Source organism: Cobetia sp. D5, from assembly GCF_035666195.1.
GTDB lineage: Bacteria > Pseudomonadota > Gammaproteobacteria > Pseudomonadales > Halomonadaceae > Cobetia > Cobetia amphilecti.
On sequence record NZ_CP142020.1, the window covers coordinates 755,905 to 777,928 of the forward strand.

A 22,024-nucleotide genomic window follows, 5' to 3' on the forward strand; every position below is an offset into this window, starting at 1 on the left:
GGACCAGACGCCATCATGACTCATGCGATTGCGGATTCCCGCGTTCCCGCACTGCTCGACTTCCTGTCTTCTTCTCCCACGCCGTGGCACGCGACGGCTTCCATGGCGCAGCGTCTTGAACAGGCGGGCTATCGTCGCCTCAGCGAGACGTCTTCCTGGCAGCTGGTGCCCGGTGAGCGCGCCTATGTCACGCGCAATGATTCCTCGTTGATCGCCTTTCAGCTCCCGAAGGGTGATACGTCACTGAGCTCACTTCGGATGATCGGTGCGCACACCGATTCGCCCTGTCTGCGCCTGAAGCCCAATCCGGCGCAGGCCAGTCAGGGCTGGTTGACGCTGGGCGTCGAGACCTATGGCGGCGTGTTGCTGAGCACCTGGTTCGATCGCGATCTGGGCCTTGCGGGCCGCGTCCAGGTGCGGCATGCGGACGGTCGTCGCGAGACGCTGCTGCTGACGGTCATGCGTCCGTTTGCCTGCGTGCCGAGCCTGGCGATCCATCTGGATCGTGACGTCAACAGCGGGCGTGCCATCAATGCCCAGACCCAGATGTCAGCCGTGGTCATGCAGCTTGGGGAAGAGGTCGGGACGCCCGCGGAGGCCTTCAATGCGCTGTTGATCGAGCTGATCGAGGAGCAGCACGGCGTGCGGGTCGCGGATGTCGTCGACTTCGAGCTGGGCCTGCACGATCTGCAGCCGGCGGCGCAGTCGGGGCTGAAAGGTGAGTTGATCACCAGTGCGCGCCTCGACAATCTGCTGTCCTGCTTCGTCGGTCTCGAGGCTCTGCTGGAGGCCGATGGCAGTCAGGGGGCGCTGTTCGTCACCACCGATCATGAGGAAGTCGGCAGTGCCAGCGCCTGTGGTGCCCAGGGGCCCTTCCTGGCTGATGTGCTCAAGCGCATCAATCACTACGTCGGCTTGGACAGCGAAGAAGGCTATCAGTGCCTCGTGCAGCGCTCCTTGATGATTTCTTGCGATAATGCCCACGCCGTGCACCCCAATTTCGCGGACAAGCATGATGCGGGGCATGGGCCGAAGTTGAATGCCGGGCCGGTCATCAAGGTCAATGCCAATCAGCGTTACGCCACCAACAGCACCACGGCCGGGCTGTTCCGCGAGATGTGTCGCGAGCAGGATGTGCCGGTGCAGACCTTCGTCAGTCGTGCCGACATGGGCTGTGGCAGCACCATCGGGCCGATCACCGCCAGTGAGGTGGGGGTGCCGACTCTGGATGTAGGGCTGCCGCAGTGGGGCATGCACTCGATTCGTGAGACATCCGGCAGTGCCGATGTCGCTATGCTGATCAAGGTGCTGGTAGCCTTCTGCAATCGCGAGCAGCTGGACTGAGTGGTCGAGCCGGATTGTGCTGAGATAGCGGGCGCGTAGCGTAATATCGTAAAAAGACGAGCCTGGAAAAAGGGCGGCCTGCGGGTCGCCCTTTTTGATGCCTGTGACCTGGCTCGAGGGCTGCGGAGCGGGGCGCTAGGTGCGCGAGCGAAGCGCGGTCAAGGTCCGATCAAGGTCTCGGCGCAGAACGCGCACAACGAAAAAGGCCTGACTGCAAGCAGTCAGGCCTTTCGAATCTTGGTTGGTGGCTACACCCTGATTTGAACAGGGGACCCCATCATTATGAGTGATGTGCTCTAACCAGCTGAGCTATGTAGCCGTCCAACGGAGGCGAATATTACGGATTGTCCGTGATGTTGTCAACGCATCAGCGCGAAAAAGTGGCAGGGAATTCATCAGACTAGCGTCCCGGCCGCGCAGCGAGGGCATCAGGTAGGCTGTCGGAGAGAGAGCTGGGGAGAGCCTCTCGCGAGATGGCGCGTGCGATGAGGTCGCCACTGGCGCAGGCCAGCGTGAAGCCCAGGCTGCCATGGCCGACGTTCAGCCACAGATTGTCCGGGCTGTTCGCTTGCCGGGGACGGCCGAGGATCGGCGGCCCCTTGGGCGTACTGGGGCGCAGTCCGGCCCAGGGAGTGGCCTGCGCGAAATCGCCGGCTTCGGGGAAGGTATCGCTGGCCAGCTTGCGCAGGGCGGCAATGCGCTGCTCATCCAGTTCGGGGTGGAAGCTGTCGCGTTCCCGCTGGCCGATATCCACCATCGCCGCGACGCGCAGCTGGCGCGATGCCGACGACTCCAGGTCGGCGTAGACCACCTTGCGTGCCGAGTCGGTGACGCTGATGCGCGGCGCGGCCGTCTCCGGGGTGTCAGCTGCCAGTGGCAGGGTGAGGCTATAGCCCTTGAGCGGCTGCAGGGGCAGGTGGATGCCCAGTGGGCGCACCAGCTCGGCGGCATGATTGCCGGCCGCGATGACGACCTCTTCGACGGCATGGCATTCTCGGCGGCCATCAAGGTGTCTGAGCTCGAGCTGCGCGATGCGACCGTTGCGTGCGCTCAGCGGGGCGACGCGCGTGTTGGCGATGCGCGTGTAGCGCCTGGAGGCCTGCAGCTTGCGCTCCAGCGCCTGACAGAAGGCATGGCAATCCGCCGTCTCGTCCGAGGCGCTGAAGATGCCGCCCGACAGATGGGCTTGCTGATGGGCCAGTGAGGGCTCCAGCGCGATGCATTGGCGCGCATCGAGCACCTGCTGGTCCTGCGGGGCGACGCGCGCGGCGGCCGCCTTGTCGAGCGCCACCGGGTCACGATGGATCACCAGCTTGCCGCGCTGCTGCCAGGCGAAGTCGCCGAGCGCATCTCGAGTGCGCCACTCGCTCATGATCGCCTGGCTGTGCAGGGCCAGCGAGAGCATTTGCGCTGCGCTGGCCTGATGGGTGCGGTGATTGCAGGCGGCCACAAAGCGGGCCATCCAGCGCCATTGTGCGGGGTCCAGATTCGGGCGCAGTTTCAGCGGTGCCTCATTGCCTGCCAAAAGCCACTTGATGGCCTGGCGGGGCACGCCGCTATCGGCCAGTGGCGCCACATAGCGATAGCTCAGCTGGCCGCCATTGGCGTGGCTGGTCTCGCTGGCGACCTCGGCATGGGCGTCGATCAGGGTCACGCAGTGGCCGGCGCGTACCAGGGCGTGGGCACTGGCGAGGCCGATCACGCCGCCTCCGATGAGAGTCACGTGGCGTTGCATGCTGGGCTCCCGGGTCGTGAAGGTCGTGTTGCGTTGTGTTCGAGCTTGCCGGTCGCTGGCGTGAGTGGCGAATGAAAAGGATGTGCTGCGCCATAACCCGAGGTTATGGGGTAATCTGATGCGCAGGCGCTCAATTGCGCCCTCAAGTACGCCCTCAATTAAGCCCTCTAGACAACCGGACAGGGAGATAGCGCATGCGGCTCAGGGACCTGGAGATCTTTCACGCCGTCCTGCAGGCCGGCAGCGTGACCGGTGCGGCGCGGTTGCTGCATATCTCCCAGCCAGCGGCGAGCAAGGCGCTGCAGCAGGTCGAGCGCCAGTGGGGCATCACGCTGTTCACGCGCAGTGCAGGGCAGCTTCATCCCACCGAGGAGGCGCGCAAGCTGGAAGCGGCCAGTCAGGGAATGCTCGGTCAGCTGGACGATGTGAGACGGCTGGTCGATGGCTTGCGTGAGGGCGAGGCGCGCACGCTCAAGGTGGTGGCGACGCCTGCCATCGCCCAGCAATTGCTGCCGCAGGCGCTGGGTCAGTGGCGCCGGCGTCAGCCGCGGGTCAGCTGTGAGCTGGCGACCCAGCATACCCGCGAGATCGTCGATGCCCTGTTGCTGCATGAGGTCGATATCGCCTTCACGCTGAGTGCGCCGACGCATCCTGCGCTGATGACGCGACCGTTGGTGCGCATGCCGCTACTGGTGCTCGCGCCCGCAGGGTATTGGGCACAGGACTGTCAGCAGACGCCGATGACGGTGGCGGAGTTAGCCGGTCAGCGCCTGATCGCGCTGGGAGCGCACGACCCGCTGGCGCGGCGACTCGATGGTCTGCTGGCGAGCGTGGCGCAGGAAGCTTCAAGCGCTTTGCCATCTTCACCGCGCATCGTGACGCGTGTGCAGACCTATCCACTGGCGGCGGCGCTGGTTCAGGCGGGGGAGGGGCTGGCGGTGGTCGATGCGCTCACGGCGCATGCCGCCACTACGGAGCGCGGCTTGAGCGCGCGTCAGATGCCCCAGGCGGGTGAGCTGGTGCTGAGCGCCGTGTGGCGACGCGAGGCGGGGCGTTCGCGGCTGGCCCAGTCGCTGGCGGACCAGCTCGCCAGGCAGGCCGCGCAGTGGCTGCAGGTGCCGCTGGCAGAGCACTCTACGGTCTGAGTCCATCGCTGGTTGAGGTCTCCACTGGTTGAGACCTCCATGGCTTGATCGGTGTCCCTGCTTGAGCAGTTTCCCGCGCCACAACGCAGAACGGCCCTGACCTCGTGAGAGATCAGGGCCGTTCTGTCAGGACGGGCTGTCAGGGCGTCAGCTGGGCCCGGGCGTCGCCGGGCACCGGTGAGCCATCAGACATTGAAGCGGTAGTGCACCACGTCGCCATCCTTGAGGATGTAGTCCTTGCCTTCCAGGCGCCATTTGCCGGCATCCTTGGCGCCTTGCTCGCCCTTGTAGGCGATGAAGTCGGCATAGGAGATGACTTCGGCACGGATGAAGCCTTTCTGGAAGTCGGTGTGGATGACACCAGCGCCTTCCGGTGCGGTAGCGCCGATCTTGACGGTCCAGGCACGCACTTCCTTCACGCCAGCGGTGAAGTAGGTCTGCAGACCCAGCAGCTCGTAACCGGCGCGGATGACGCGGTCCAGGCCCGGCTCTTCCATGCCCAGTTCGTCGAGGAACATCTCGCGCTCTTCCTCGTCCAGCTCGGCGATCTCGGCTTCGATCTTGTTGCACACCGGCACGACGCTGGCGCCTTCGTTGGCGGCAATGTCGCGCACGATATCGAGGTAGGGATTGTTCTCGAAGCCTTCCTCGCTGACGTTGGCGATGTACATGGTCGGCTTGAGGGTCAGGAAGCCGAAGCCGCGCACGATCTTCAGGTCGTCATCGCTGAGACCGAAGCTGCGCAGCGGCTGGCCTTCGGCCAGGTGCGGCTGGATGCGTTCCAGCACGGCCTTGGTGGCGATGGCTTCCTTGTCGCCGCCCTTGGCGACGCGGGCCAGACGCTGGATGCTGCGCTCGACGCTGTCGAGATCGGCCAGGGCCAGCTCGATGTTGATGGTCTCGATGTCGGCGGCCGGGTCGACGTGGTTGGCGACGTGGATGACGTTGTCATCCTCGAAGCAGCGCACCACGTGCGCGATGGCGTCGGTCTCACGGATGTTGGCCAGGAACTTGTTGCCCAGACCTTCGCCCTTGGAAGCGCCCGCGACCAGACCCGCGATGTCGACGAATTCCATGGTGGTCGGGATCACCTTCTCCGGCTTGACGATCTCGGCCAGCGCGTTCAGGCGAGGGTCAGGCATCGGCACGATACCGGTGTTCGGCTCGATGGTGCAGAAGGGGAAGTTCTCGGCGTCAATGCCAGACTTGGTCAGTGCATTGAAGAGAGTGGACTTGCCGACGTTCGGCAGGCCGACGATGCCGCAATTGAAACCCATGGCGCTAGATCCTGGTGTGACGTATCGAATGGGGCGTGGCACTGGCAGTCGTCTCGACCAGCAGGCTCTGAGTGCACAGGCACTGGGCATGCGGGGAAACGAGTGGGCAGGCACGGAATGAAGACAGGCGGGAAGTGTAAGGCCTCATGCCGCCGAGGTCATCCATTGGGCGCATGTCGCGCGGCAAATGATGCCTTTTGCTGCTGATCGCGTGGCGAGACGCGCGCACGCAAGCGAGGTGATGCGCTGAGCGAATCACCGAAATTCGGAGAGGGGTGATGCCGGGTGATGCAGAGGTTCAGCTCTTGAAGGAATGCAGGCGATTCATGGCCCGTGCCCATTCGCCACTGATGGCGTCGGGGAGGGTCATCACCACTTCGTCGATGGCGTCGTCGATGGCCTGGCGTTCAGCCTTGCCGGGACGCCCGAGCACGAAGTTGGTCACCAGCTTGGCATTGCCGGGGTGGCCGATGCCGATGCGGGCACGATGGAACGACTTGTCGTTGCCCAGTGCACTGATGATGTCGCGCAACCCGTTGTGACCGCCATGGCCGCCACCCTGCTTGTAGCGGGCGGTGCCGGGGTCGATGTCCAGCTCATCGTGGGCGACGAGCAGTTCATCCGGGGCGAGCTTGTAGAAGTTGCACAATGCGGCCACGGCCTGACCGCTGCGATTCATGAACGTCGATGGGAACAGCAAATGCAGATCCTGACCGGCGAAGTGGACCTTCGCGTATTGGCCATGGAACTTGCGTTCCGGACGCAACGTGGTGTGACCGTGGCGCGCAAGAGCGTCAAGGAGCCAGACGCCGGCATTGTGACGGGTGTCTTCGTATTCGTTCCCCGGGTTACCGAGGCCGATGATCGCTTTCACTCGTGACATGCGCTGTCTGGCTCCTTGATCAGGCTGCGTTATTCTGCAGCAGGTGCTTCTTCGCCTTCAGCAGCATCTTCTGCGTCAGCAGAGATGTTCGGACGAGTGACGTTGACCACAGCGGTGTCGTGATCGGCACCGTGGGACAGGGCAACGGACTCGGCGCCTTCCGGCAGAGCGATGTCGGACAGGTGCAGGGTGTGGCCAACTTCCAGCTTGGACACGTCCAGCTCCAGGTATTCCGGCAGGGCTTCCGGCAGGCAGCTGATTTCGACGTCAGTCGCCAGGACGTGCAGGACGCCGTCCTGGTCCTTGACACCGACACAGGCTTCCTGACCAGTGATGTGCAGCGGCACGTTCATGGTCAGTTTGTGGGTCGGATCGATGCGCAGGAAGTCGACGTGAGTCAGCAGCGGCTTGAACGGGTGACGCTGCAGGTCACGGATGACGACTTTCTCGGTCTTGCCCGCAACATTCAGGGTGATGATGGAGGAGTAGAACGCCTCATCGTCAACCGCCTTGTACAGGCTCGGCTTGTCGATCATGACCGGAGTCGGGGCCTGGTCGGCACCGTAGATGATGGCCGGCACGAAGTCGTTCGTACGACGCAGGCGGCGGCTCGCACCTTTCCCCAGGTCTTCACGAACTTCAGCATTCAGTTTGAACAGTTTCATTTTGCAGATACCTCAAGGGTCTAATGAGAATCCGGTAGCCCCCGCGACCAGAGCGCTACCGGATCCATGAGGCCGGCCCGGAGATTTCCGGGCCGGCCGCTTGTCGGCAGATGACGGATCATCTGCCGTTGTCAGTGCCTCTTCCCCGAGCAGCGGCGAGCAGGGCCCGCCGACAGGACTCAGTGGAACATGGCGCTGACGGATTCTTCATTGCTGACGCGACGGATCGCCTCGGCGATCAGGCCAGCGACTGTCAGCTGGCGGATCTTGCCGGAACGACGCGCGGCGTCGGACAGCGGGATGGTGTCGGCAACCACCACTTCGTCGAGGACGGAGTTGGTGATGTTGTCGACCGCCGGGCCAGACAGGATCGCGTGGGACGCATAGGCCACGACGCGGTTGGCGCCATGATCCTTGAGTGCCTCGCCCGCCTTGCACAGGGTGCCGGCGGTATCGATCATGTCATCGACCAGCACGCAGGTGCGGTCCTTGATATCACCGATGATGTTCATCACCTGGGCCTGGTTGGCCTGGGGACGACGCTTGTCGATGATGGCCAGCTCGCAGTTGAGCTGCTTGGCGATGGCACGGGCACGTACCACGCCGCCCACATCCGGGGAGACGACGATCAGGTTGTCATAGTTCTGACGTTCGATGTCGTCGAGCAGGATCGGTGAGCCGTAGACGTTGTCCACCGGCACATCGAAGAAGCCCTGGATCTGATCGGCATGCAGGTCCATGGTCATGACGCGATTGACGCCAGCCTTGACCATCATGTCCGCGACCACCTTCGCCGAGATCGGCACGCGAGCAGAGCGCACGCGGCGGTCCTGACGGGCGTAACCGAAGTAGGGAACGACCGCAGTGATACGCGCCGCAGACGCACGACGCAACGCGTCCACCATCAGGATCAGCTCCATCAGGTTGTCGTTGGTCGGTGCGCAGGTGGACTGCATGATGAAGACGTCCTTGCCGCGAACGTTTTCGTTGATTTCTACCGCAATCTCGCCATCGCTGAACTGACCGACGGTTGCATGGCCCAGGCGGGTATCGAGGGCTTCAGCTACCTTGCGGGCGAGAGCGGGATTGGCATTCCCCGCGAATACCATCAGTTTTGACACGCGCAGCCACCTTTGGAGTCTTGTGGGATCTCGGGAGTGGAGAATTCCGGGTTGACCGGGAACGGCCAGGATTGGCTGGGGTACCAGGATTCGAACCTGGGAATGTCGGTACCAGAAACCGGTGCCTTACCACTTGGCGATACCCCAGCAACGTTCACTTCAACCAGTTGCTGTGCTCAGGCCGAAGCCAGAGCGGCATGTAGAGGGGAGATATTGCAACCGCGTGCCGAGAAGGCGTGCCACATCGGGCGCTCGAGTTCGAGTCGACCCAGCACCTCGCTGGCCTGTCGTGCGTCGTCAAACGCACAGAACACACAGGCGCCGGTGCCCGTCAGTCTGGCGGTGCCGAACTGGTCCAGCCAGTCCAGGGCGTCGGCGACTGCCGGGTACAAAGTGCGCACCACGACTTCACAGTCGTTGCGGCCCCCCTGCAGTGCGCGCGCCATACTAATCGCGAGGCTGGAACGTGTCAATTGCGGGTGGCCGAACACGGCGGGTGTCGCGACCTCGACACCGGGGTGGATCACCACGAACCATGGGGTGTCCAGCGGGGCTGGCACCAGGCGTTCGCCGATGCCTTCGGCCCAGGCGGCGAAGCCACGCACGAACACCGGCACATCCGCGCCGAGCGACAGCCCGAGCTCGGCAAGGGCGTCTTCGCCAAGCTCGAGCCCCCAGAGTCTGTCCAGTGCCAGCAGGGTCGTGGCGGCGTCGCTGCTGCCGCCCCCCAGGCCGCCACCCATCGGCAGCACTTTCTCCAGCGTGATATCGACACCGGGCAATGCGGTGGGTGACGCGACCTTGCCCTGCGCGTGTGCGGCTTCTCGCAGCAGGCGCGCGGCGCGCACGATCAGGTTGGCCTCTTCGGGCACGCCTTCAATAGGCGGTGAGAGGCGGATGGCCTCATCGTCGCGCAGCGTGAAGCTGAGGCTGTCGCCGTGCTCGAGAAACTGGAACAGCGTCTGCAGCTCGTGATAGCCATCGGCGCGCTGGCCCGTGATATGCAGCATGCGATTGAGCTTGGCCGGTGCCGGCAGGGTGAGAGTCATGGTCGATGCGGATGCGGCTGTCGGGGTCGTCATGGAAGAAGGAGAAGGTGTCACGATCACAGCGCCTGCCACTGGTTGACGATGAGCGTGGCGGTGAGGTCGCCGTAGTAGAGCTTCATCTTGCGCGGCAGCCACAGGCCTTCGGCGCGGGTCCAATCCTGATAGTCCACTTCCCAGCCGTCCTGGTAGAGGGTGGTCGGGAAGCCAAGTTGATCTGTCTCGATGTCATGCTCGCCAGCGGCCGGTACGCCGCGCACCCAGTTGTCGAGGGCGCCCAGCGGCAATGACCAGCCCAGTTGCGCCAGCATCAGGCTCTCGGCATCCGGGGCCTCGAAGTCCCCCTCGGAGGAGGAGAGGCGCACACCATCGGCGTCACGCACCAGAGTCGTGCGCCCCGCGCCCAGCGGCCCGGTGATCAGCATGTGGTAGTCATCGCCGTCCTGCTGCCAGTCGAGGTTGGCGCTATGGCCTTCCTCGGGGGTGCGAATGCCGACCTTGCCTGCCAGCTGCCAGTGGGTCAGGGCGGCAAGTTGCGCGTCCTGTTGCTGCCAGTCGCCGTCGCTGCGCGTCAGATCACCGGCATTGTCGCTGGCCATCTGGCTGGCGCAGCCGCTGAGTACCAGTGTCATGGCCAGCAGGGCTGGCCCGAGCAGGCGGCGTGCCTGGCTCAGCAGGGGGAGTGGCAGGGGAGAAGTGATCATGACGCGAAGGCCTTCCGGATGGCGAGAAGATGAGTGACGGTGAGTGAGACTCCACTCACTGACGGGTCAGGATAATGGACTCGCCAGTGGGCAGAAAGTGCCGGGTAGCGTGGCAGTGCCCTTCAGGGCGCGTCGACGACCGGGCGCAGCTCGGGGATGTGCTGGAACAGGGCTTCGAGCTCGCTGGCTTCTTCAAAGCGCTCGCTCAGCTCTACCGCCAGGCCACGGGCTTCATCCTCGCGGCCCAGCGCCCACAGCACCTCGATGAGATGGGCGCCGATCTCGGCATCCTGCTGCTGGGCCCAGGCGGCTTCCAGCGGTGCCAGCGCATTGTCGAGGTCGTCGGTCAGATAGCGGCCCCAGCCGAGGCTATCCAGAATGGCCGCGTCGTCGGGCGACAGCGCATGGGCGCGCTCGATCAAGGCCAGTGCTTCCTCGAGGCGGTCCGTCTCCACCAGCAGGGTGTAGCCGAGCGCGTTGTAGGCTCTGGCGTTGTCGGGTTCCAGCGCGATGACTTCTCGCAGGTCTTCTTCCATGCCGCCCAGCTGATCATCTTCCAGGCGGCGGATGCCGCGCAGGAACAACAGGCTGCCCAGCTCGCTTTCCAGCGTGTTGCGCGTGTCGGTCTCCTGGGTGGCGATGGCTTGCGCAAGCGCCTTGCGGCGCGTGGTGATGCTGCTGCTCAGCAGGGCCTCGGCCTCGGCATGCGCCTCCTGGGAGTCGAGCAGGTCGATCTCGAAGCTGAGCAGCGTCATGGCATGACGCGGATGGCGCAGGCGTTCCACGGCCAGGAACTGACGGGCCTCGTCCGTGCGCTCATGTTCGACCAGCAACTGGGCGGCGCGGGCGCGGCTGGAAATGTAGCGCTCGCCGTCCGGCACCTGACGGTAGTAAAGGATGGCGTTGTCGACGTCGCCGCTGGACTCGGCGGCCAGCCCCAGCAGGGCGTAGGCGGCATCCGGCACCGGGTCTTCGTCGAGCAGCGGCAGCAGCAGGCGATGGGCGTCCTCGGGGGAATCGGCATCAAGATAGAGGCTGGCCAGCGCCAGGCGCAGGCGTGGCGCGTTGGGGTGGCGGGTGACGAGGCTGTCGATGCGTTCGCGTGCCGCGTCCAGATCGCCGCTGGCCAGTTCGGTCTGCGCGGCGCTCAGGATCAGGCGGCTGTCATCGGGAGCGATCTCAAGGCCTCGGGCCACCGCGCGCCGCGCCGCCTCGAGACGCCCCGCACTGCGTTCGATCTCGCTGCGCGCCAGCCAGAGCTCCGCCAATGTGGCGTGAGCGCTTTCCAGGCGCACCAGGCGTGCACGCGCCGCTGTCTCATCGCCCAGCGCTGCCTCGAACAGTGCCGCGGCAATCTCGGGCATCGGCTGCTCGGGATACTGGGCGATATGCGTCTCCAGCATCGCCAGCAGGGGTTCGAGCTCGGCACCGGCATCGATCGCCTGCTCGGCCAGGGTCGCCAGATTGCCATTGCCGCCACTGGCGGTGAGCATCAGGCGCTGCTCGAGCGCGGCCTGCCAGTCGCCTCGCTCGACCGCCAGGCGGGCGCGGATGATGCCGGGCTCGCTGGCGGACTCATCGAGTTGCTGCCAGCGTTCGGCGGCGCGCTCCAGCAGGGCCGGGTTGTCGGCGAAACGGGCCGCGAGCACGGCGCGTCGCGCCAGTTCCGGGTCATCGAAGTGACGGCTGGCGGCCAGATAGCCATTGGCGGCGCGGGGATAGTCACCGCGCTGTCCGGCGAGTTCGGCGCTCAGCAGCTGATTGAGGCTGTCGGCATCCAGGCCCTGCTGGATGGGCGGCGCCGTGGCCAGCGGGTCGGGCTGCGCCATCAGGGGCGCGGAGTCGCTCATCGACTGACAGCCGGTCAAGCCCAGCAGCAATCCGCCCACGACGCAGGACTTCCACCCGGCGCGCGGGCGACGGGGGGCATCAAGGCAGGCGTGCGCGTGCGGGGGGCTATGTTCAGCGGCAGTCGAAGCGTGCATGCAACCTCGCGTTTGTCAGTGGGGGCAGGATGAGAGAACGGGGCGGTCGAGCCGCAGGCCGGGTCATGCGCGCAGCGTGGCGCTGACGAAGGCGTCGTGTCTTGCAGCATAACGGCTGGTGGCGAGCGGGGATAGCGTTGCCGATGCAAGCAAGTGGCATGACCCACCGGATGCCTCGTATGCCGACAGATACGCCGCGCGGGCTGATAGCGATAGCCTGCCAGCATCATGGAAAATCCTCATCGGCTGCGACATGCTGCGGGGTCGCGTGGTCCAGACGCTGTGGTAGAATGAGCGCGCTAATATTACGATCTCAGCCGCTTCGGCAGTCCTGTGTGCCTTTATGTCAGCCGCCTTTGTCCCCATTGAGTCGACAGGTGTAAAGGCACCGAGCCTGCGCGGATTACCTGCTGTCCTGGCCTTGGCCTCGCGGCAGGCCAGCACCGAGAGCCGCCTGACATTGACGCCGATTCCTGCCGGCCAGACCCTGACGACTGACTCCATGACCCTTCTTGCCCTTGGCATCAATCACCGCACCGCCGCCGTTGACGTGCGCGAGCGCGTTGCTTTCACGCCTGCGCAGCTCGATGCCGCGCTGGGCGAATTGAAGCGCCTGCCGGCGGTCTCCGAAGCGGCGGTGCTGTCGACCTGCAACCGTACCGAGCTCTACTGCGTGACCAGTGATGGCGCCAAGTCGGTGCTCGAGTGGCTGGGGCGTTTTCACCGCCTGCCGGTGGAGGAGCTGTCGCGTTGCAGCTATCAGCACCTGGGAGAAGAGGCGGTACGCCATCTGATCCGTGTCGCGGTGGGGCTGGACTCGATGGTACTGGGCGAGCCGCAGATTCTGGGCCAGCTCAAGGACGCCTATCAATTTGCGCGCAACTCGGTGGGGCTGGGCGGTGAGCTCGAGCAGCTCTTCCAGCATATCTTCCAGGTCGCCAAGCAGGTACGTACCGAGACCGGTATCGGCGAGAACCCCGTCTCGGTGGCCTACGCCGCCGTCAGCATGGCCAGCCACATCTTCGATGATTTCTCGCGGGCCAATGCCTTGTTGATCGGTGCCGGCGAGACCATCGAACTCGTCGCGCGTCATCTCAAGGAAGCGGGCATCGCCAACCTGTGCATCGCCAACCGCACCGTGTCGCGCGCCGAGCGTCTGGCCGATGAGCTGGGCGGGAGCGCCATCGGCCTGGAAGGCATTCCGCATGCCCTCGAGAATGCCGATATCGTGATAGCCTCCACCGCTTCCCAGCTGCCGATTCTCGGCAAGGGCATGGTGGAACGCGCGCTCAAGAAGCGCCGCTACAAGCCGGTGTTCATGGTCGACATCGCCGTGCCGCGCGATATCGAGCCGCAGGTCGGTGACCTCGACGACGTCTTCCTCTATACGGTCGATGACCTGCAGGAAGTGATCGATGAGAATCGTCGCCATCGCGAGCTGGCCGCTGCCCAGGCAGAAGAGCTGATTCGCCAGGGCGTCAACGCCTGGTTGCACCTCAAGCGAGTGCGCAGTGGCGGCGAAGTCATCAAGCGCTACCGCAGCCATGGCGAGCAACTGCGCGCCGAATGCGAGGCGCAGGCGCTGGCGGAGCTCGATCAGGGACGCGACCCCCAGGAAGTGGTCGCGCAGCTGGCACGCCAGCTGGCCAATCGCTTCATGCATCACCCGACGCTGGCACTGCGCCAGGCCTCGGGAGACGATCGCCAGGATATTCTTCAGACGGCCCAGACGCTTCTGCTCGCGCCGGCTGATTCATCACAGGACCCTTCATGAAAGACAGCCTCATCACCAAGCTCGACACCTTCCATGACCGCTTCGAGGAGATCTCCGCACTGTTGTCGGAGCCCGAAGTGATCGGGAACCAGGCCAGGTTCCGCGACCTGTCGCGGGAGTATGCCGAGCTTGAGCCATTGATCGAGGCATGGCGCCGCCATCGTGGCCTGAACGAAGACCGTGACGCCGCGCTGGCGATGGCGGAGGACAGTGATCCAGAGATGCGCGACATGGCGCGAGAGGAAGTCCGCGAGACCGAGGCGGCGCTCGAGACGCTGGAAGCCGAGATCACCCAGTTGCTGATTCCGCGCGACCCGGATGATGGTGCCAACGTCTTCCTCGAAGTGCGCGCCGGCACGGGCGGTGATGAGGCGGCGCTGTTCGCCGGCGACCTGTTCAAGATGTACTCGCGCTACGCCGAGCTCAAGGGCTGGAAGGTCGAGACCGTCAGCGCCAGCCACGGCGAGCACGGCGGCTTCAAGGAAGTCATCGCCCGCGTGAAGGGCGAGGGCGTCTACTCGCGCCTCAAGTTCGAGTCCGGCGCGCACCGCGTGCAGCGCGTGCCCGCCACCGAATCCCAGGGGCGAATCCATACCTCGGCCTGCACCGTGGCGGTGATGCCCGAGGCCGATGAAGTCGGTGACGTCGACATCAATCCGGCCGACCTGCGCGTGGACACCTATCGCAGCTCCGGCGCCGGTGGTCAGCACGTCAACACTACCGATTCCGCGATTCGCATCACCCACCTGCCCACCGGCGTGGTGGTGGAGTGTCAGGACGAGCGCAGCCAGCACAAGAACCGTGCGCGCGCCATGTCACTGCTGGCGGCGCGCCTCAAGCAGGCCGCGGTGGATACCCAGGCACAGGCCACCTCCGATGCCCGTCGCAAGCTGGTCGGCTCGGGTGATCGCTCCGAGCGTATCCGTACCTACAACTTCCCGCAGGGGCGTCTGACCGATCACCGCATCAACCTGACGCTCTACAAGCTCAATGAAGTGATCGCCGGCCAGCTGGACGAAGTGATCGAGCCGCTGGTGGTGGAATACCAGGCCGATCAGCTGACCGCACTGCAGGAGCAATAAGGTGAGAATCGATGTCACCCTGGCAGCCGCGACTGCCCGTCTGAGCGAGGCGGGCAGCGATTCTCCGCGTCTGGATGCCGAGCTGCTGCTGGGCGAGGTAATGGGACGAGAGCGCACCTGGTTCTACACCTGGGGCGATCGTGATCTCGGGAGTGAGGCCGGCGCCGAGGGTGTGGCACGTTTCGAGGCGCTGCTGGCGCGTCGCGCCGAGGGCCATCCCGTGGCGCATCTGCTCGGGCGGCGTGAATTCTATGGCCTGACGCTGGCCTGTTCACCGGCCACACTGATTCCGCGCCCGGACACCGAGGTCATGGTGGAGTGCGCGCTGGAACTGGCCGAGGCCACCAGCGGCAAGCTGCTGGATCTCGGCACCGGCACCGGTGCCATCGCGCTGGCCTTTGCGCGTCATCGCCCGCAGTGGCAGGTGCTGGGGGTCGATCTCATCGAGGAAGCCGTGCAGCTTGCGCGTGGCAATGCCGAGCGTCTGGCGATCGCCAATGCCGAATTCCGCCAAAGTGACTGGTTCAGTGCCGTTACCGAGAGCGGCTTTGCGCTGATTACCGCCAACCCCCCTTATCTGGCCGATGATGATCCGCATCTCGCGCTGGGCGATGTGCGCTTCGAGCCGCGCTCGGCGCTGGTCGCGGCCGAGGCAGGGCTGGCGGACTTCCTGCATCTGATCGCCACTGCGCCGCAGCACCTGGCCGCAGGCGGCCACCTGATGCTGGAACATGGCCTTACCCAGGGCAATGAAGTGCGCGAGGCACTGCGTGCCGGCGGCTTCGTCGACGTCGAGACCCTGGAAGACCTGGGCGGGCGCGAACGCATCACGCTGGGCAAGCTGGCCTGATGCTCGTCGGGCGCCGGATAGCGGTGCCCGTGTGTGGTCCCCACTGACATCCTCGCGCTTGGCACCCCTGTAGTGCATTCCACCGTTTTCAGTGGAGTCTGCGTGGAATCCTCGTCACAGTACCGCCAGTGAAGGCGTATCCCCTGTTGGCCGGGTATGATAGTAATGAACCTGCATGATTGGCATGGTCATCTGATAACCCCCTTGTTATCCGACGGCCTGACTGCACGGAAGCCAGGAGCACGGATGATCCTGCTGCAAGTCACCCTGCTGGGAAAACTATTACAATGAAAGCAAAATCACGCTCTCTGGACCGCATCGACCTCAAGATTCTGCGTTGCCTGCAAGAGAATGCCCGTATCTCCTATGTCGACCTCGCCTCGGAAGTCGGCCTTTCCACCACGCCGTGCCTGGAGCGCGTCAAACGCCTCGAGCGCGCCGGCGTCATCCGCGGTTACAAGGCGGTGCTCGACCCCAAGGCGCTCAAGGCCAATCTGTTGGTCTTCGTCGAGATCAGTCTCGAGACGCAGTCGCCGTCGGTGTTCGATGAGTTCCGCCGCGCCGTCTCCAAGCTGCCGCAGATCCAGGAGTGTCATCTGGTCTCCGGTCAGTTCGACTACATCCTCAAGTGCCGGATTCCGGAAATGTCCGCCTATCGTCAGCTGCTCGGCGATGTGGTGCTGACGCTGCCCGGCGTCAAGGAATCCAAGAGTTATGTGGTGATGGAAGAGGTCAAGGAGCAGTTCTCGCTGCATGTGCCCGATATCGAGGAGCTGGATGCCAAGTAATGGCAAGCCCTGTTGTTGTTGTTGGGCAGGGCTCATGGCTTCTCACTTCATTTACCGATAGGCGGCTTTTCTCCCATGCAAGATTCGCAATTGCTGCGCTACTCGCGCCAGATCCTGCTCCCTCAGGTCGACATTGCCGGGCAGCAGCGCCTGTTGGCGGCGCGGGTTCTGGTGATCGGGGCGGGTGGCCTGGGCTGCCCGGCAGCGCTCTATCTGGCAGCCGCGGGCATCGGCACCCTGGTGGTGGCCGATGATGACCACGTCGAGTTGTCCAATCTGCAGCGCCAGATCGCCCATGGTGACGCCGACATCGATCAGCCCAAGGCGCAATCACTCGCCGCCTCGCTGTTGGCGATCAACCCTGATACCGAGGTGATCGCGTTGTCAGAGCGGCTGCAGGGTGAGGCGCTGGCCGAGCAGGTGGCCGCCGCAGACGTGGTGCTCGATTGCACTGATCGCTTCAGCTCACGCTTCCCGATCAACGCCGCCTGCGTGGCAGCGGGCACCCCGCTGGTGTCCGGCGCCGCGATACGCTTCTCCGGCCAGCTGGCGGTGTTCGATCGCCGTGAGCCACAGGCGCCGTGTTATGGCTGTCTGTACCCGCCGGATGAGCTGGGCGATGAAGAGCTGACCTGCGCTGAAAGTGGTGTCATCGCGCCGCTGGTCGGCATCATCGGCGCCTTCCAGGCATTGGAGGCGCTCAAGCTGATCAGCGGTGCCGGCAGCGTGCATCGCGGCCTGGCCACCTTCGATGGCCTGAGCGGTGAATGGCGACGCATGGGCCTCAAGCGCGACCCCGGCTGCCAGGTGTGTGATCAAGCGTCATGATGTAGCCGGTCAAATCGACGGTATATCTCCAAGTCGCATGTCTTCAGGACAGCATATCTTTAAAAAGCCCCGCAGCCTTTCTGGCTGGCGGGGCTTTTTTGTCGCATGTTGTGGTGGAGCGGCCGGCGCTGCGCATGCCGCGTGTGCGCACCACCAGGGTGCGCCAATGCCGTGGGGTGTTGAAGATTTTTCCCATGCAGCGCAATCAACATGCAGCATTCCAGCGAAACGTGTGGTAAATATCGAAAATATTCCAGTCGATGGTGAATAAACTCAACAAGAGCGGATGAGGAGGTGCATGGGCGGCTTCAGATCAGGCACGCAGAGCGAGTGTGCTGGCTCGTATTCCTACTACCAGGCCAGCCAGCGTGTGACGCTTGACCCATGCCCGCCTCTAGCTGGTGAGCAGCGTGCCGATGTCTGCGTGATCGGCGGCGGTGTCACGGGCTGCTCCGCTGCGCTGCATCTCGCCGAGCGTGGCTATTCGGTCATTCTGCTGGAAGCGCAGACTATCGGTTTCGGGGCCTCCGGGCGCAGTGGCGGCCAGATCCTGCCGGGGCTCGGCACCGATATCGCGACGGTCGAGAAGGCGCTGGGGCGCGAGCAGGCACGCGCCATCTGGGAGATGAGCCGCGAGTCCGTGCGCCTGACCGCCGAGCTGGTTGCCCGGCATCAGATTCCCTGCGATTTCACCCAGGGCTACCTGCATGCCGCGGTCAAGCCGCGTCATGTGCGCGCACTGCAGGAGTTCCAGGCGCGCATGGCACGCGATTACGACTATCACGCGCTGCAGTGGCTGCAGGGCGATGCGCTGCGCGAGCGGGTCGTCACCGACGCCTATCCGGGCGCGTTGCATGATGGCGAGGGCGGTCATCTGCATCCGCTCAACTATACCCTCGGACTTGCGCGAGCTGCCCAGCAGGCCGGCGTCACGCTCTGCGAACAGAGCCGGGTGCGTCAGCTTGACCACGGCCAGAGCGGCGATACACCCGATGGCACCTCACGGCGTGCTCGTATCCATACCGAGCATGGCTGCGTGAGCGCCGAATTCGTGGTCGTGGCCACCAATGCCTACCTCAATGGCCTCGTCGCCTCGCTGGAAGAGCGCATCATGCGTGTCGCCAATTACATCGTCGCCACCGAACCGCTCAGCGAGGCTCAGGTCGCGCAGGTCCTGCCGCAGGATGACGCGCTTTCCGATGCCAACTTCGTGCTCGACTACTACAGTCTTTCTGCCGACAGGCGCCTGCTGTATGGCGGTGAGGTGAGCTATACCGGTCAGGAGCCGCGTGGCCTCAAGGCGCGCATGGACAGCAAGATTCGCCGCCTGTTTCCGGTGCTCGATGGCGTGGCGATCGATTACCGCTGGGGCGGTGACGTGGCCATCACCATGAACCGCGCGCCGGACTTCGGGCGTCTTGCGCCGAATGTCTATTACGCTCAGGGCTACTCGGGACATGGCATGTCGCTTGCAGGATTGGCGGGCAAGCTGGTTGCCGAGACCATCGCCGGTCAGGCAGAACGTTTCGATATCTTTGCCGCCATGCCGCATCGTCCCTTCGTGGGCGGGCGCTGGCTGCGAACTCCTCTGCTGGTCCTGGCGACCAGCTTCTACACGTTGCGTGATCGGCTATAGGCCGAGGCCATGATGAAGGTGCTGCACATTTGACACTGTTGAACACCCCGACAGCCCAAGAGCTGGAAACGACTGGTGAGTAATCGCAAGGGAGGCGCGATGAGCGCGGTGGATGGCAAGGACGCTGGTACGCCCGAGCAGCACATGACGAGAAAGCCTGCCGGCGCGCGGGCGCCTGGCGGCACGCACGCCAGCGAGAGCGTCAGTGAGCATGTCGGTGAGAGCTTCGACGATAACGCCGGTGAGAACCTTGGCGATACCGTCAATGAGAGCGTCGGCGAGAGCCACGGCACCAATGCGGATCAGCCCGCGCTGCCGCGACGCGCGGCATCCTCCATCCAGCTCAAGGGGCTGCACAAGCGCTTCGGCAATGAGGTGGCGGCGCTGGATGGCGTGGACCTGAGCATCCAGCCCGGCGAGTTCTTCACGCTGCTGGGGCCTTCGGGCTGTGGCAAGACGACACTGTTGCGGATTCTGGCCGGTCTCGAGGCGCTGGATGAAGGTCAGGTGGTGATCGGCGGGCGGGACGTCACCGAGGTGCCGCCGCATCAGCGCAGCGTCAACACGGTCTTCCAGTCCTATGCGCTGTTTCCGCATCTGTCGGTGCGCGACAACCTGGCATTCGGCCTGAAGATGCGCGGTGTCGCCCCCCGGGAGCGCGAGGCCAGGGTTGCCGAGATGGCGGAGTTCATCAAGCTGGGCAGCCTGATCGATCGCCGGGTCGACCAGCTCTCCGGTGGTCAGCGTCAGCGCATCGCGCTGGCGCGGGCGCTGGTCTGCGAGCCGGATGTGCTGCTGCTGGATGAGCCGCTGTCGGCGCTGGATGCCGGCCTGCGCAGCCAGATCCAGATCGAGCTGCTGCGCCTGCAGAAGCGCCTGGGCATGACCTTCGTCTTCGTTACCCATGATCAGCAGGAAGCGATGGTGATGTCGGACCGCATTGCGGTGCTCGACAGCGGTAGCCTCCAGCAGGTCGGCTCGCCGCGTGAGATCTACGAGCGTCCGGCCAATGCCTTCGTGGCGCGCTTCATGGGCCATGCCAATCTGTTCGACGTCACGGCTCGCGATGACAGCCGCAGTGACGCCATCCGACTGACCACGCCGCTGGGCGTACTGACCGCACAGGCGCCGGGCACTGGCAGTCTGCTGCTGTTGCGTCCCGAGACGCTGGACCTGCGCCGGCGACCCGCCAGCGAGTTCGAGCGTCACGACGTGCTGGAGAACCACTTGCCGGGCCGAGTGCAGGAGCGACTCTACCGCGGCAGCCACGCCGAATATCGTGTCGAGGTGGCGGGTGTCAGCGTGCAGGTGGTGGTCAACAACCGGGGGGGCCAGTTGCCGGAAGTCGGCGACCAGGTCGATGTGGTGGTCGCCGCGCAAGACCTGATCACGCTGAGGGGATGACGATGGCCTATCACACAACCCTGGCCACCGCGCGCAGCCGCGCGGTGGTCGCCGAGTCACGCCACCTGTTGCTGACGGTCGCGCCCGGTGCACTGTGGATCATCGTCTTTCTGGTGCTGCCCAGTCTCTATCTGATGAGCGTGGCCTTCATGACCAACGGCCCCTATGGGCTGCCGGAAATGCCGTTGTCATTGACCTCGTTTCAGCAGCTGGCCGGACAGGGCTTTCTCGGCTGGAGCCCGGGCAACCTGATGACGCTGGGGCGCTCGCTGTGGCAGACCGTGCTTTCCACTGTGCTGGTGGTGCTGGTGGCCTATCCGATCGCCTATTACATCTCGCAGTCAGACCAGCGCTGGCGGCCGATCATGCTGCTGGCGGTGGTGGTGCCGTCCTGGACCAATCAGGTCATTCGCACCTTCGGCTGGATGAATCTGCTGGCGCCGGGCACGCCGCTGGCGGAGCTGGCGGAAGCCATGGGCATGATCGCGCCCAACATGGGGCTCTATCCGTCCAATTTCGCGGTCACTCTGGGGCTGGTCTACAACTTCCTGCCGTTCATGGTGCTGCCGCTGTACGCCGCCTTCGAGAAGTTGAATCTTTCACTGGTGGAGGCGGCGCAGGACCTCTACGCCTCGCCGCTCAAGACCTTCTGGCACGCGGTCTTCCCCCAGACGCTGCCGGGGCTGTTGGCGGGTGTCGTGCTGGTGGCGATTCCGGCCTTCGGCATGTACGTGATTCCGGAGCTGCTGGGCGGCGGCAAGGGCATGATGCTGGGCAATCTGGTCGCCAATCAGTTCGCTGGCAGCGCCAACTGGCCGCTGGGGGCGGCGGGCGCGATCCTGATGCTGATCGCCACTTTCATTGGACTGTATGCGATGCGCCGTATCGGCAAGCGGCTGGGCGGCGGTGAAGAGGTGGTGATATGAGGCGCGGTGGTTTTCACAAGGGATTGCGGGGCTTCTGGTGGCTGACGCTCGGTTTTCTGTATCTGCCGCTGATCGTGGTGATGCTGTTTTCCTTCAATGCCTCCAACAGTGCCGCCAGCTTCACTGGCGTGTCGCTGCGCTGGTATCGGCGCCTGCTGGGCAATGACGCGATTCTGTCGGCGCTGGGCAATTCGCTGCTGCTGGCGGTGGTGTCGTCATTGCTGGCGCTGATGATCGGCACGCTGATCGGGTATGGCATGTATCGCCATCGTCACCGCAAGCTGGGTTGGCTGATCGTGCTGATCTATCTGCCCATCGTGCTGCCGGACATCGTGTTCGGGATCTCGGAAATGACCTTCTTCGTCAAGATCAATGAGCTGACCGGTCTGCTGTCGCCGGGACTGGCCACCATGACCATCGCACATGTCACCTTCCAGGTGCCGTTCGTGGCGTTGATCGTCTACTCGCGCTTCGTCGGGCTGGACCCGACGCTGTTCGAGGCGGCCAAGGACCTCTACGCGACACCGCGGCAGCGCGTGCAGTTCTTCATGTTGCCGACACTCAAGCCGGCATTGATCTCGGGCTTCCTGCTCTCCTTCACGCTGTCGCTGGATGATTTCGTGATCAGTTTCTTCACCGCCGGACCGGAGAGCGCCACCTTGCCCATCTACATCTGGAGCGCGATACGCAAGGGCGTGACTCCTGAAATCAATGCCATCGCCACGTTGATGATGGCGGCGGTCGCCCTGGCGGCGCTCACGAGTCTGGTGCTGTCGCGCCGGCGCGCGGCGTCGTGAGAATACGCAATATCCACAGGCGGTCTGACACTGC

The 22,024-nt window shown here is 64.5% G+C and carries 19 protein-coding genes and 2 tRNA genes; 11 read left to right on the top strand and 10 right to left on the bottom strand.

All coding sequences use genetic code 11. The features are described from left to right. Nucleotides 1–15: 15 nt before the first annotated feature. Nucleotides 16–1,344 (top strand): M18 family aminopeptidase, encoded by a 1,329-nt coding sequence (locus tag U0O11_RS03175; protein ID WP_225347584.1) that lies wholly within the window; start codon nucleotides 16–18, stop codon nucleotides 1,342–1,344. A 242-nt stretch (nucleotides 1,345–1,586) separates the two neighbouring features. On the opposite strand, the gene U0O11_RS03180 is transcribed toward U0O11_RS03175, so the two are convergent. Both U0O11_RS03180 and U0O11_RS03185 read right to left on the bottom strand, forming a co-directional pair. Then, nucleotides 1,587–1,663, bottom strand: a tRNA-Met gene (locus U0O11_RS03180). 81 nt (nucleotides 1,664–1,744) lie between these two features. After that, complete coding sequence (locus U0O11_RS03185; RefSeq protein WP_215823893.1) at nucleotides 1,745–3,079, bottom strand: FAD-dependent oxidoreductase; 1,335 nt, start codon at nucleotides 3,077–3,079, stop codon at nucleotides 1,745–1,747. 194 nt (nucleotides 3,080–3,273) lie between these two features. Between U0O11_RS03185 and U0O11_RS03190 the strand changes: the two genes are divergently transcribed. Beyond that, nucleotides 3,274–4,224 (top strand): LysR family transcriptional regulator, encoded by a 951-nt coding sequence (locus tag U0O11_RS03190; RefSeq protein ID WP_215823894.1) that lies wholly within the window; start codon nucleotides 3,274–3,276, stop codon nucleotides 4,222–4,224. A 185-nt stretch (nucleotides 4,225–4,409) separates the two neighbouring features. Here the strand turns inward: U0O11_RS03190 and ychF are convergent, their stop codons facing one another. The 8 genes from ychF to U0O11_RS03230 form a co-directional block, all read right to left on the bottom strand. Continuing rightward, nucleotides 4,410–5,501 carry a redox-regulated ATPase YchF gene (gene ychF / locus U0O11_RS03195; protein WP_324691637.1) on the bottom strand — a complete coding sequence of 364 codons (1,092 nt, stop codon included), beginning with the start codon at nucleotides 5,499–5,501 and terminating at the stop codon, nucleotides 4,410–4,412. Nucleotides 5,502–5,799: 298 nt separating this feature from the next. Beyond that, entirely contained in the window at nucleotides 5,800–6,384 is a 585-nt protein-coding gene (pth, locus tag U0O11_RS03200) for an aminoacyl-tRNA hydrolase (protein WP_043335900.1), read from the bottom strand. Between the two features lie 29 nt (nucleotides 6,385–6,413). Then, nucleotides 6,414–7,049 carry a 50S ribosomal protein L25/general stress protein Ctc gene (locus tag U0O11_RS03205; protein WP_043335898.1) on the bottom strand — a complete coding sequence of 212 codons (636 nt, stop codon included), beginning with the start codon at nucleotides 7,047–7,049 and terminating at the stop codon, nucleotides 6,414–6,416. A gap of 179 nt (nucleotides 7,050–7,228) precedes the next feature. Then, entirely contained in the window at nucleotides 7,229–8,170 is a 942-nt protein-coding gene (locus U0O11_RS03210; protein WP_172978614.1) for a ribose-phosphate pyrophosphokinase, read from the bottom strand. A gap of 72 nt (nucleotides 8,171–8,242) precedes the next feature. Then, nucleotides 8,243–8,317, bottom strand: a tRNA-Gln gene (locus U0O11_RS03215). A 29-nt stretch (nucleotides 8,318–8,346) separates the two neighbouring features. Further along, nucleotides 8,347–9,219 (bottom strand): 4-(cytidine 5'-diphospho)-2-C-methyl-D-erythritol kinase, encoded by an 873-nt coding sequence (ispE, locus tag U0O11_RS03220; protein WP_131431347.1) that lies wholly within the window; start codon nucleotides 9,217–9,219, stop codon nucleotides 8,347–8,349. Nucleotides 9,220–9,275: 56 nt separating this feature from the next. Beyond that, on the bottom strand, nucleotides 9,276–9,920 hold the full coding sequence (lolB, locus tag U0O11_RS03225; protein WP_215823896.1) for a lipoprotein insertase outer membrane protein LolB: 645 nt from the start codon (nucleotides 9,918–9,920) through the stop codon (nucleotides 9,276–9,278). 122 nt (nucleotides 9,921–10,042) lie between these two features. Continuing rightward, nucleotides 10,043–11,809 (bottom strand): tetratricopeptide repeat protein, encoded by a 1,767-nt coding sequence (locus U0O11_RS03230; RefSeq protein ID WP_215823897.1) that lies wholly within the window; start codon nucleotides 11,807–11,809, stop codon nucleotides 10,043–10,045. Nucleotides 11,810–12,407: 598 nt separating this feature from the next. Here U0O11_RS03230 and hemA point away from each other — a divergent pair. From hemA to U0O11_RS03275, 9 genes are all read left to right on the top strand, one after another. Next, complete coding sequence (gene hemA, locus U0O11_RS03235; protein WP_192838326.1) at nucleotides 12,408–13,679, top strand: glutamyl-tRNA reductase; 1,272 nt, start codon at nucleotides 12,408–12,410, stop codon at nucleotides 13,677–13,679. Continuing rightward, nucleotides 13,676–14,761 carry a peptide chain release factor 1 gene (prfA, locus tag U0O11_RS03240; protein ID WP_215823898.1) on the top strand — a complete coding sequence of 362 codons (1,086 nt, stop codon included), beginning with the start codon at nucleotides 13,676–13,678 and terminating at the stop codon, nucleotides 14,759–14,761. Before hemA ends, prfA begins: the two co-directional genes overlap by 4 nt. A 1-nt stretch (nucleotide 14,762) precedes the next feature. Continuing rightward, nucleotides 14,763–15,611 (top strand): peptide chain release factor N(5)-glutamine methyltransferase, encoded by an 849-nt coding sequence (prmC, locus tag U0O11_RS03245; protein WP_215823899.1) that lies wholly within the window; start codon nucleotides 14,763–14,765, stop codon nucleotides 15,609–15,611. A gap of 287 nt (nucleotides 15,612–15,898) precedes the next feature. Next, complete coding sequence (locus tag U0O11_RS03250) at nucleotides 15,899–16,399, top strand: Lrp/AsnC ligand binding domain-containing protein (protein WP_043335877.1); 501 nt, start codon at nucleotides 15,899–15,901, stop codon at nucleotides 16,397–16,399. Between the two features lie 75 nt (nucleotides 16,400–16,474). Continuing rightward, the gene (locus U0O11_RS03255) at nucleotides 16,475–17,227 is read left to right on the top strand and encodes a HesA/MoeB/ThiF family protein (RefSeq protein WP_324691644.1); all 753 of its coding nucleotides are present in this window, start codon (nucleotides 16,475–16,477) and stop codon (nucleotides 17,225–17,227) included. Nucleotides 17,228–17,525: 298 nt separating this feature from the next. Continuing rightward, entirely contained in the window at nucleotides 17,526–18,863 is a 1,338-nt protein-coding gene (locus U0O11_RS03260; RefSeq protein ID WP_225347586.1) for an NAD(P)/FAD-dependent oxidoreductase, read from the top strand. Between the two features lie 75 nt (nucleotides 18,864–18,938). After that, nucleotides 18,939–20,267, top strand: a complete 1,329-nt coding sequence (locus U0O11_RS03265) for an ABC transporter ATP-binding protein (RefSeq protein WP_225347587.1) — start codon at nucleotides 18,939–18,941, stop codon at nucleotides 20,265–20,267. 2 nt (nucleotides 20,268–20,269) lie between these two features. Next, nucleotides 20,270–21,193 (top strand): ABC transporter permease, encoded by a 924-nt coding sequence (locus tag U0O11_RS03270; RefSeq protein ID WP_225347588.1) that lies wholly within the window; start codon nucleotides 20,270–20,272, stop codon nucleotides 21,191–21,193. Beyond that, nucleotides 21,190–21,990, top strand: coding sequence for an ABC transporter permease (locus tag U0O11_RS03275; RefSeq protein ID WP_225347589.1), 801 nt, complete (start codon nucleotides 21,190–21,192; stop codon nucleotides 21,988–21,990). Before U0O11_RS03270 ends, U0O11_RS03275 begins: the two co-directional genes overlap by 4 nt. Nucleotides 21,991–22,024 lie beyond the last annotated feature (34 nt).

Bases quoted from the DNA above. Each gene is read 5' to 3' on its own strand.
- U0O11_RS03175 (WP_225347584.1), top strand. From the start codon at position 16: ATGACTCATGCGATTGCGGATTCCCGCGTTCCCGCACTGCTCGACTTC.
- U0O11_RS03185 (WP_215823893.1), bottom strand. From the start codon at position 3,079: ATGCAACGCCACGTGACTCTCATCGGAGGCGGCGTGATCGGCCTCGCC.
- U0O11_RS03190 (WP_215823894.1), top strand. From the start codon at position 3,274: ATGCGGCTCAGGGACCTGGAGATCTTTCACGCCGTCCTGCAGGCCGGC.
- ychF (WP_324691637.1), bottom strand. From the start codon at position 5,501: ATGGGTTTCAATTGCGGCATCGTCGGCCTGCCGAACGTCGGCAAGTCC.
- pth (WP_043335900.1), bottom strand. From the start codon at position 6,384: ATGTCACGAGTGAAAGCGATCATCGGCCTCGGTAACCCGGGGAACGAA.
- U0O11_RS03205 (WP_043335898.1), bottom strand. From the start codon at position 7,049: ATGAAACTGTTCAAACTGAATGCTGAAGTTCGTGAAGACCTGGGGAAA.
- ispE (WP_131431347.1), bottom strand. From the start codon at position 9,219: ATGACTCTCACCCTGCCGGCACCGGCCAAGCTCAATCGCATGCTGCAT.
- lolB (WP_215823896.1), bottom strand. From the start codon at position 9,920: ATGATCACTTCTCCCCTGCCACTCCCCCTGCTGAGCCAGGCACGCCGC.
- hemA (WP_192838326.1), top strand. From the start codon at position 12,408: ATGACCCTTCTTGCCCTTGGCATCAATCACCGCACCGCCGCCGTTGAC.
- prfA (WP_215823898.1), top strand. From the start codon at position 13,676: ATGAAAGACAGCCTCATCACCAAGCTCGACACCTTCCATGACCGCTTC.
- U0O11_RS03250 (WP_043335877.1), top strand. From the start codon at position 15,899: ATGAAAGCAAAATCACGCTCTCTGGACCGCATCGACCTCAAGATTCTG.
- U0O11_RS03255 (WP_324691644.1), top strand. From the start codon at position 16,475: ATGCAAGATTCGCAATTGCTGCGCTACTCGCGCCAGATCCTGCTCCCT.
- U0O11_RS03260 (WP_225347586.1), top strand. From the start codon at position 17,526: ATGGGCGGCTTCAGATCAGGCACGCAGAGCGAGTGTGCTGGCTCGTAT.
- U0O11_RS03270 (WP_225347588.1), top strand. From the start codon at position 20,270: ATGGCCTATCACACAACCCTGGCCACCGCGCGCAGCCGCGCGGTGGTC.
- U0O11_RS03275 (WP_225347589.1), top strand. From the start codon at position 21,190: ATGAGGCGCGGTGGTTTTCACAAGGGATTGCGGGGCTTCTGGTGGCTG.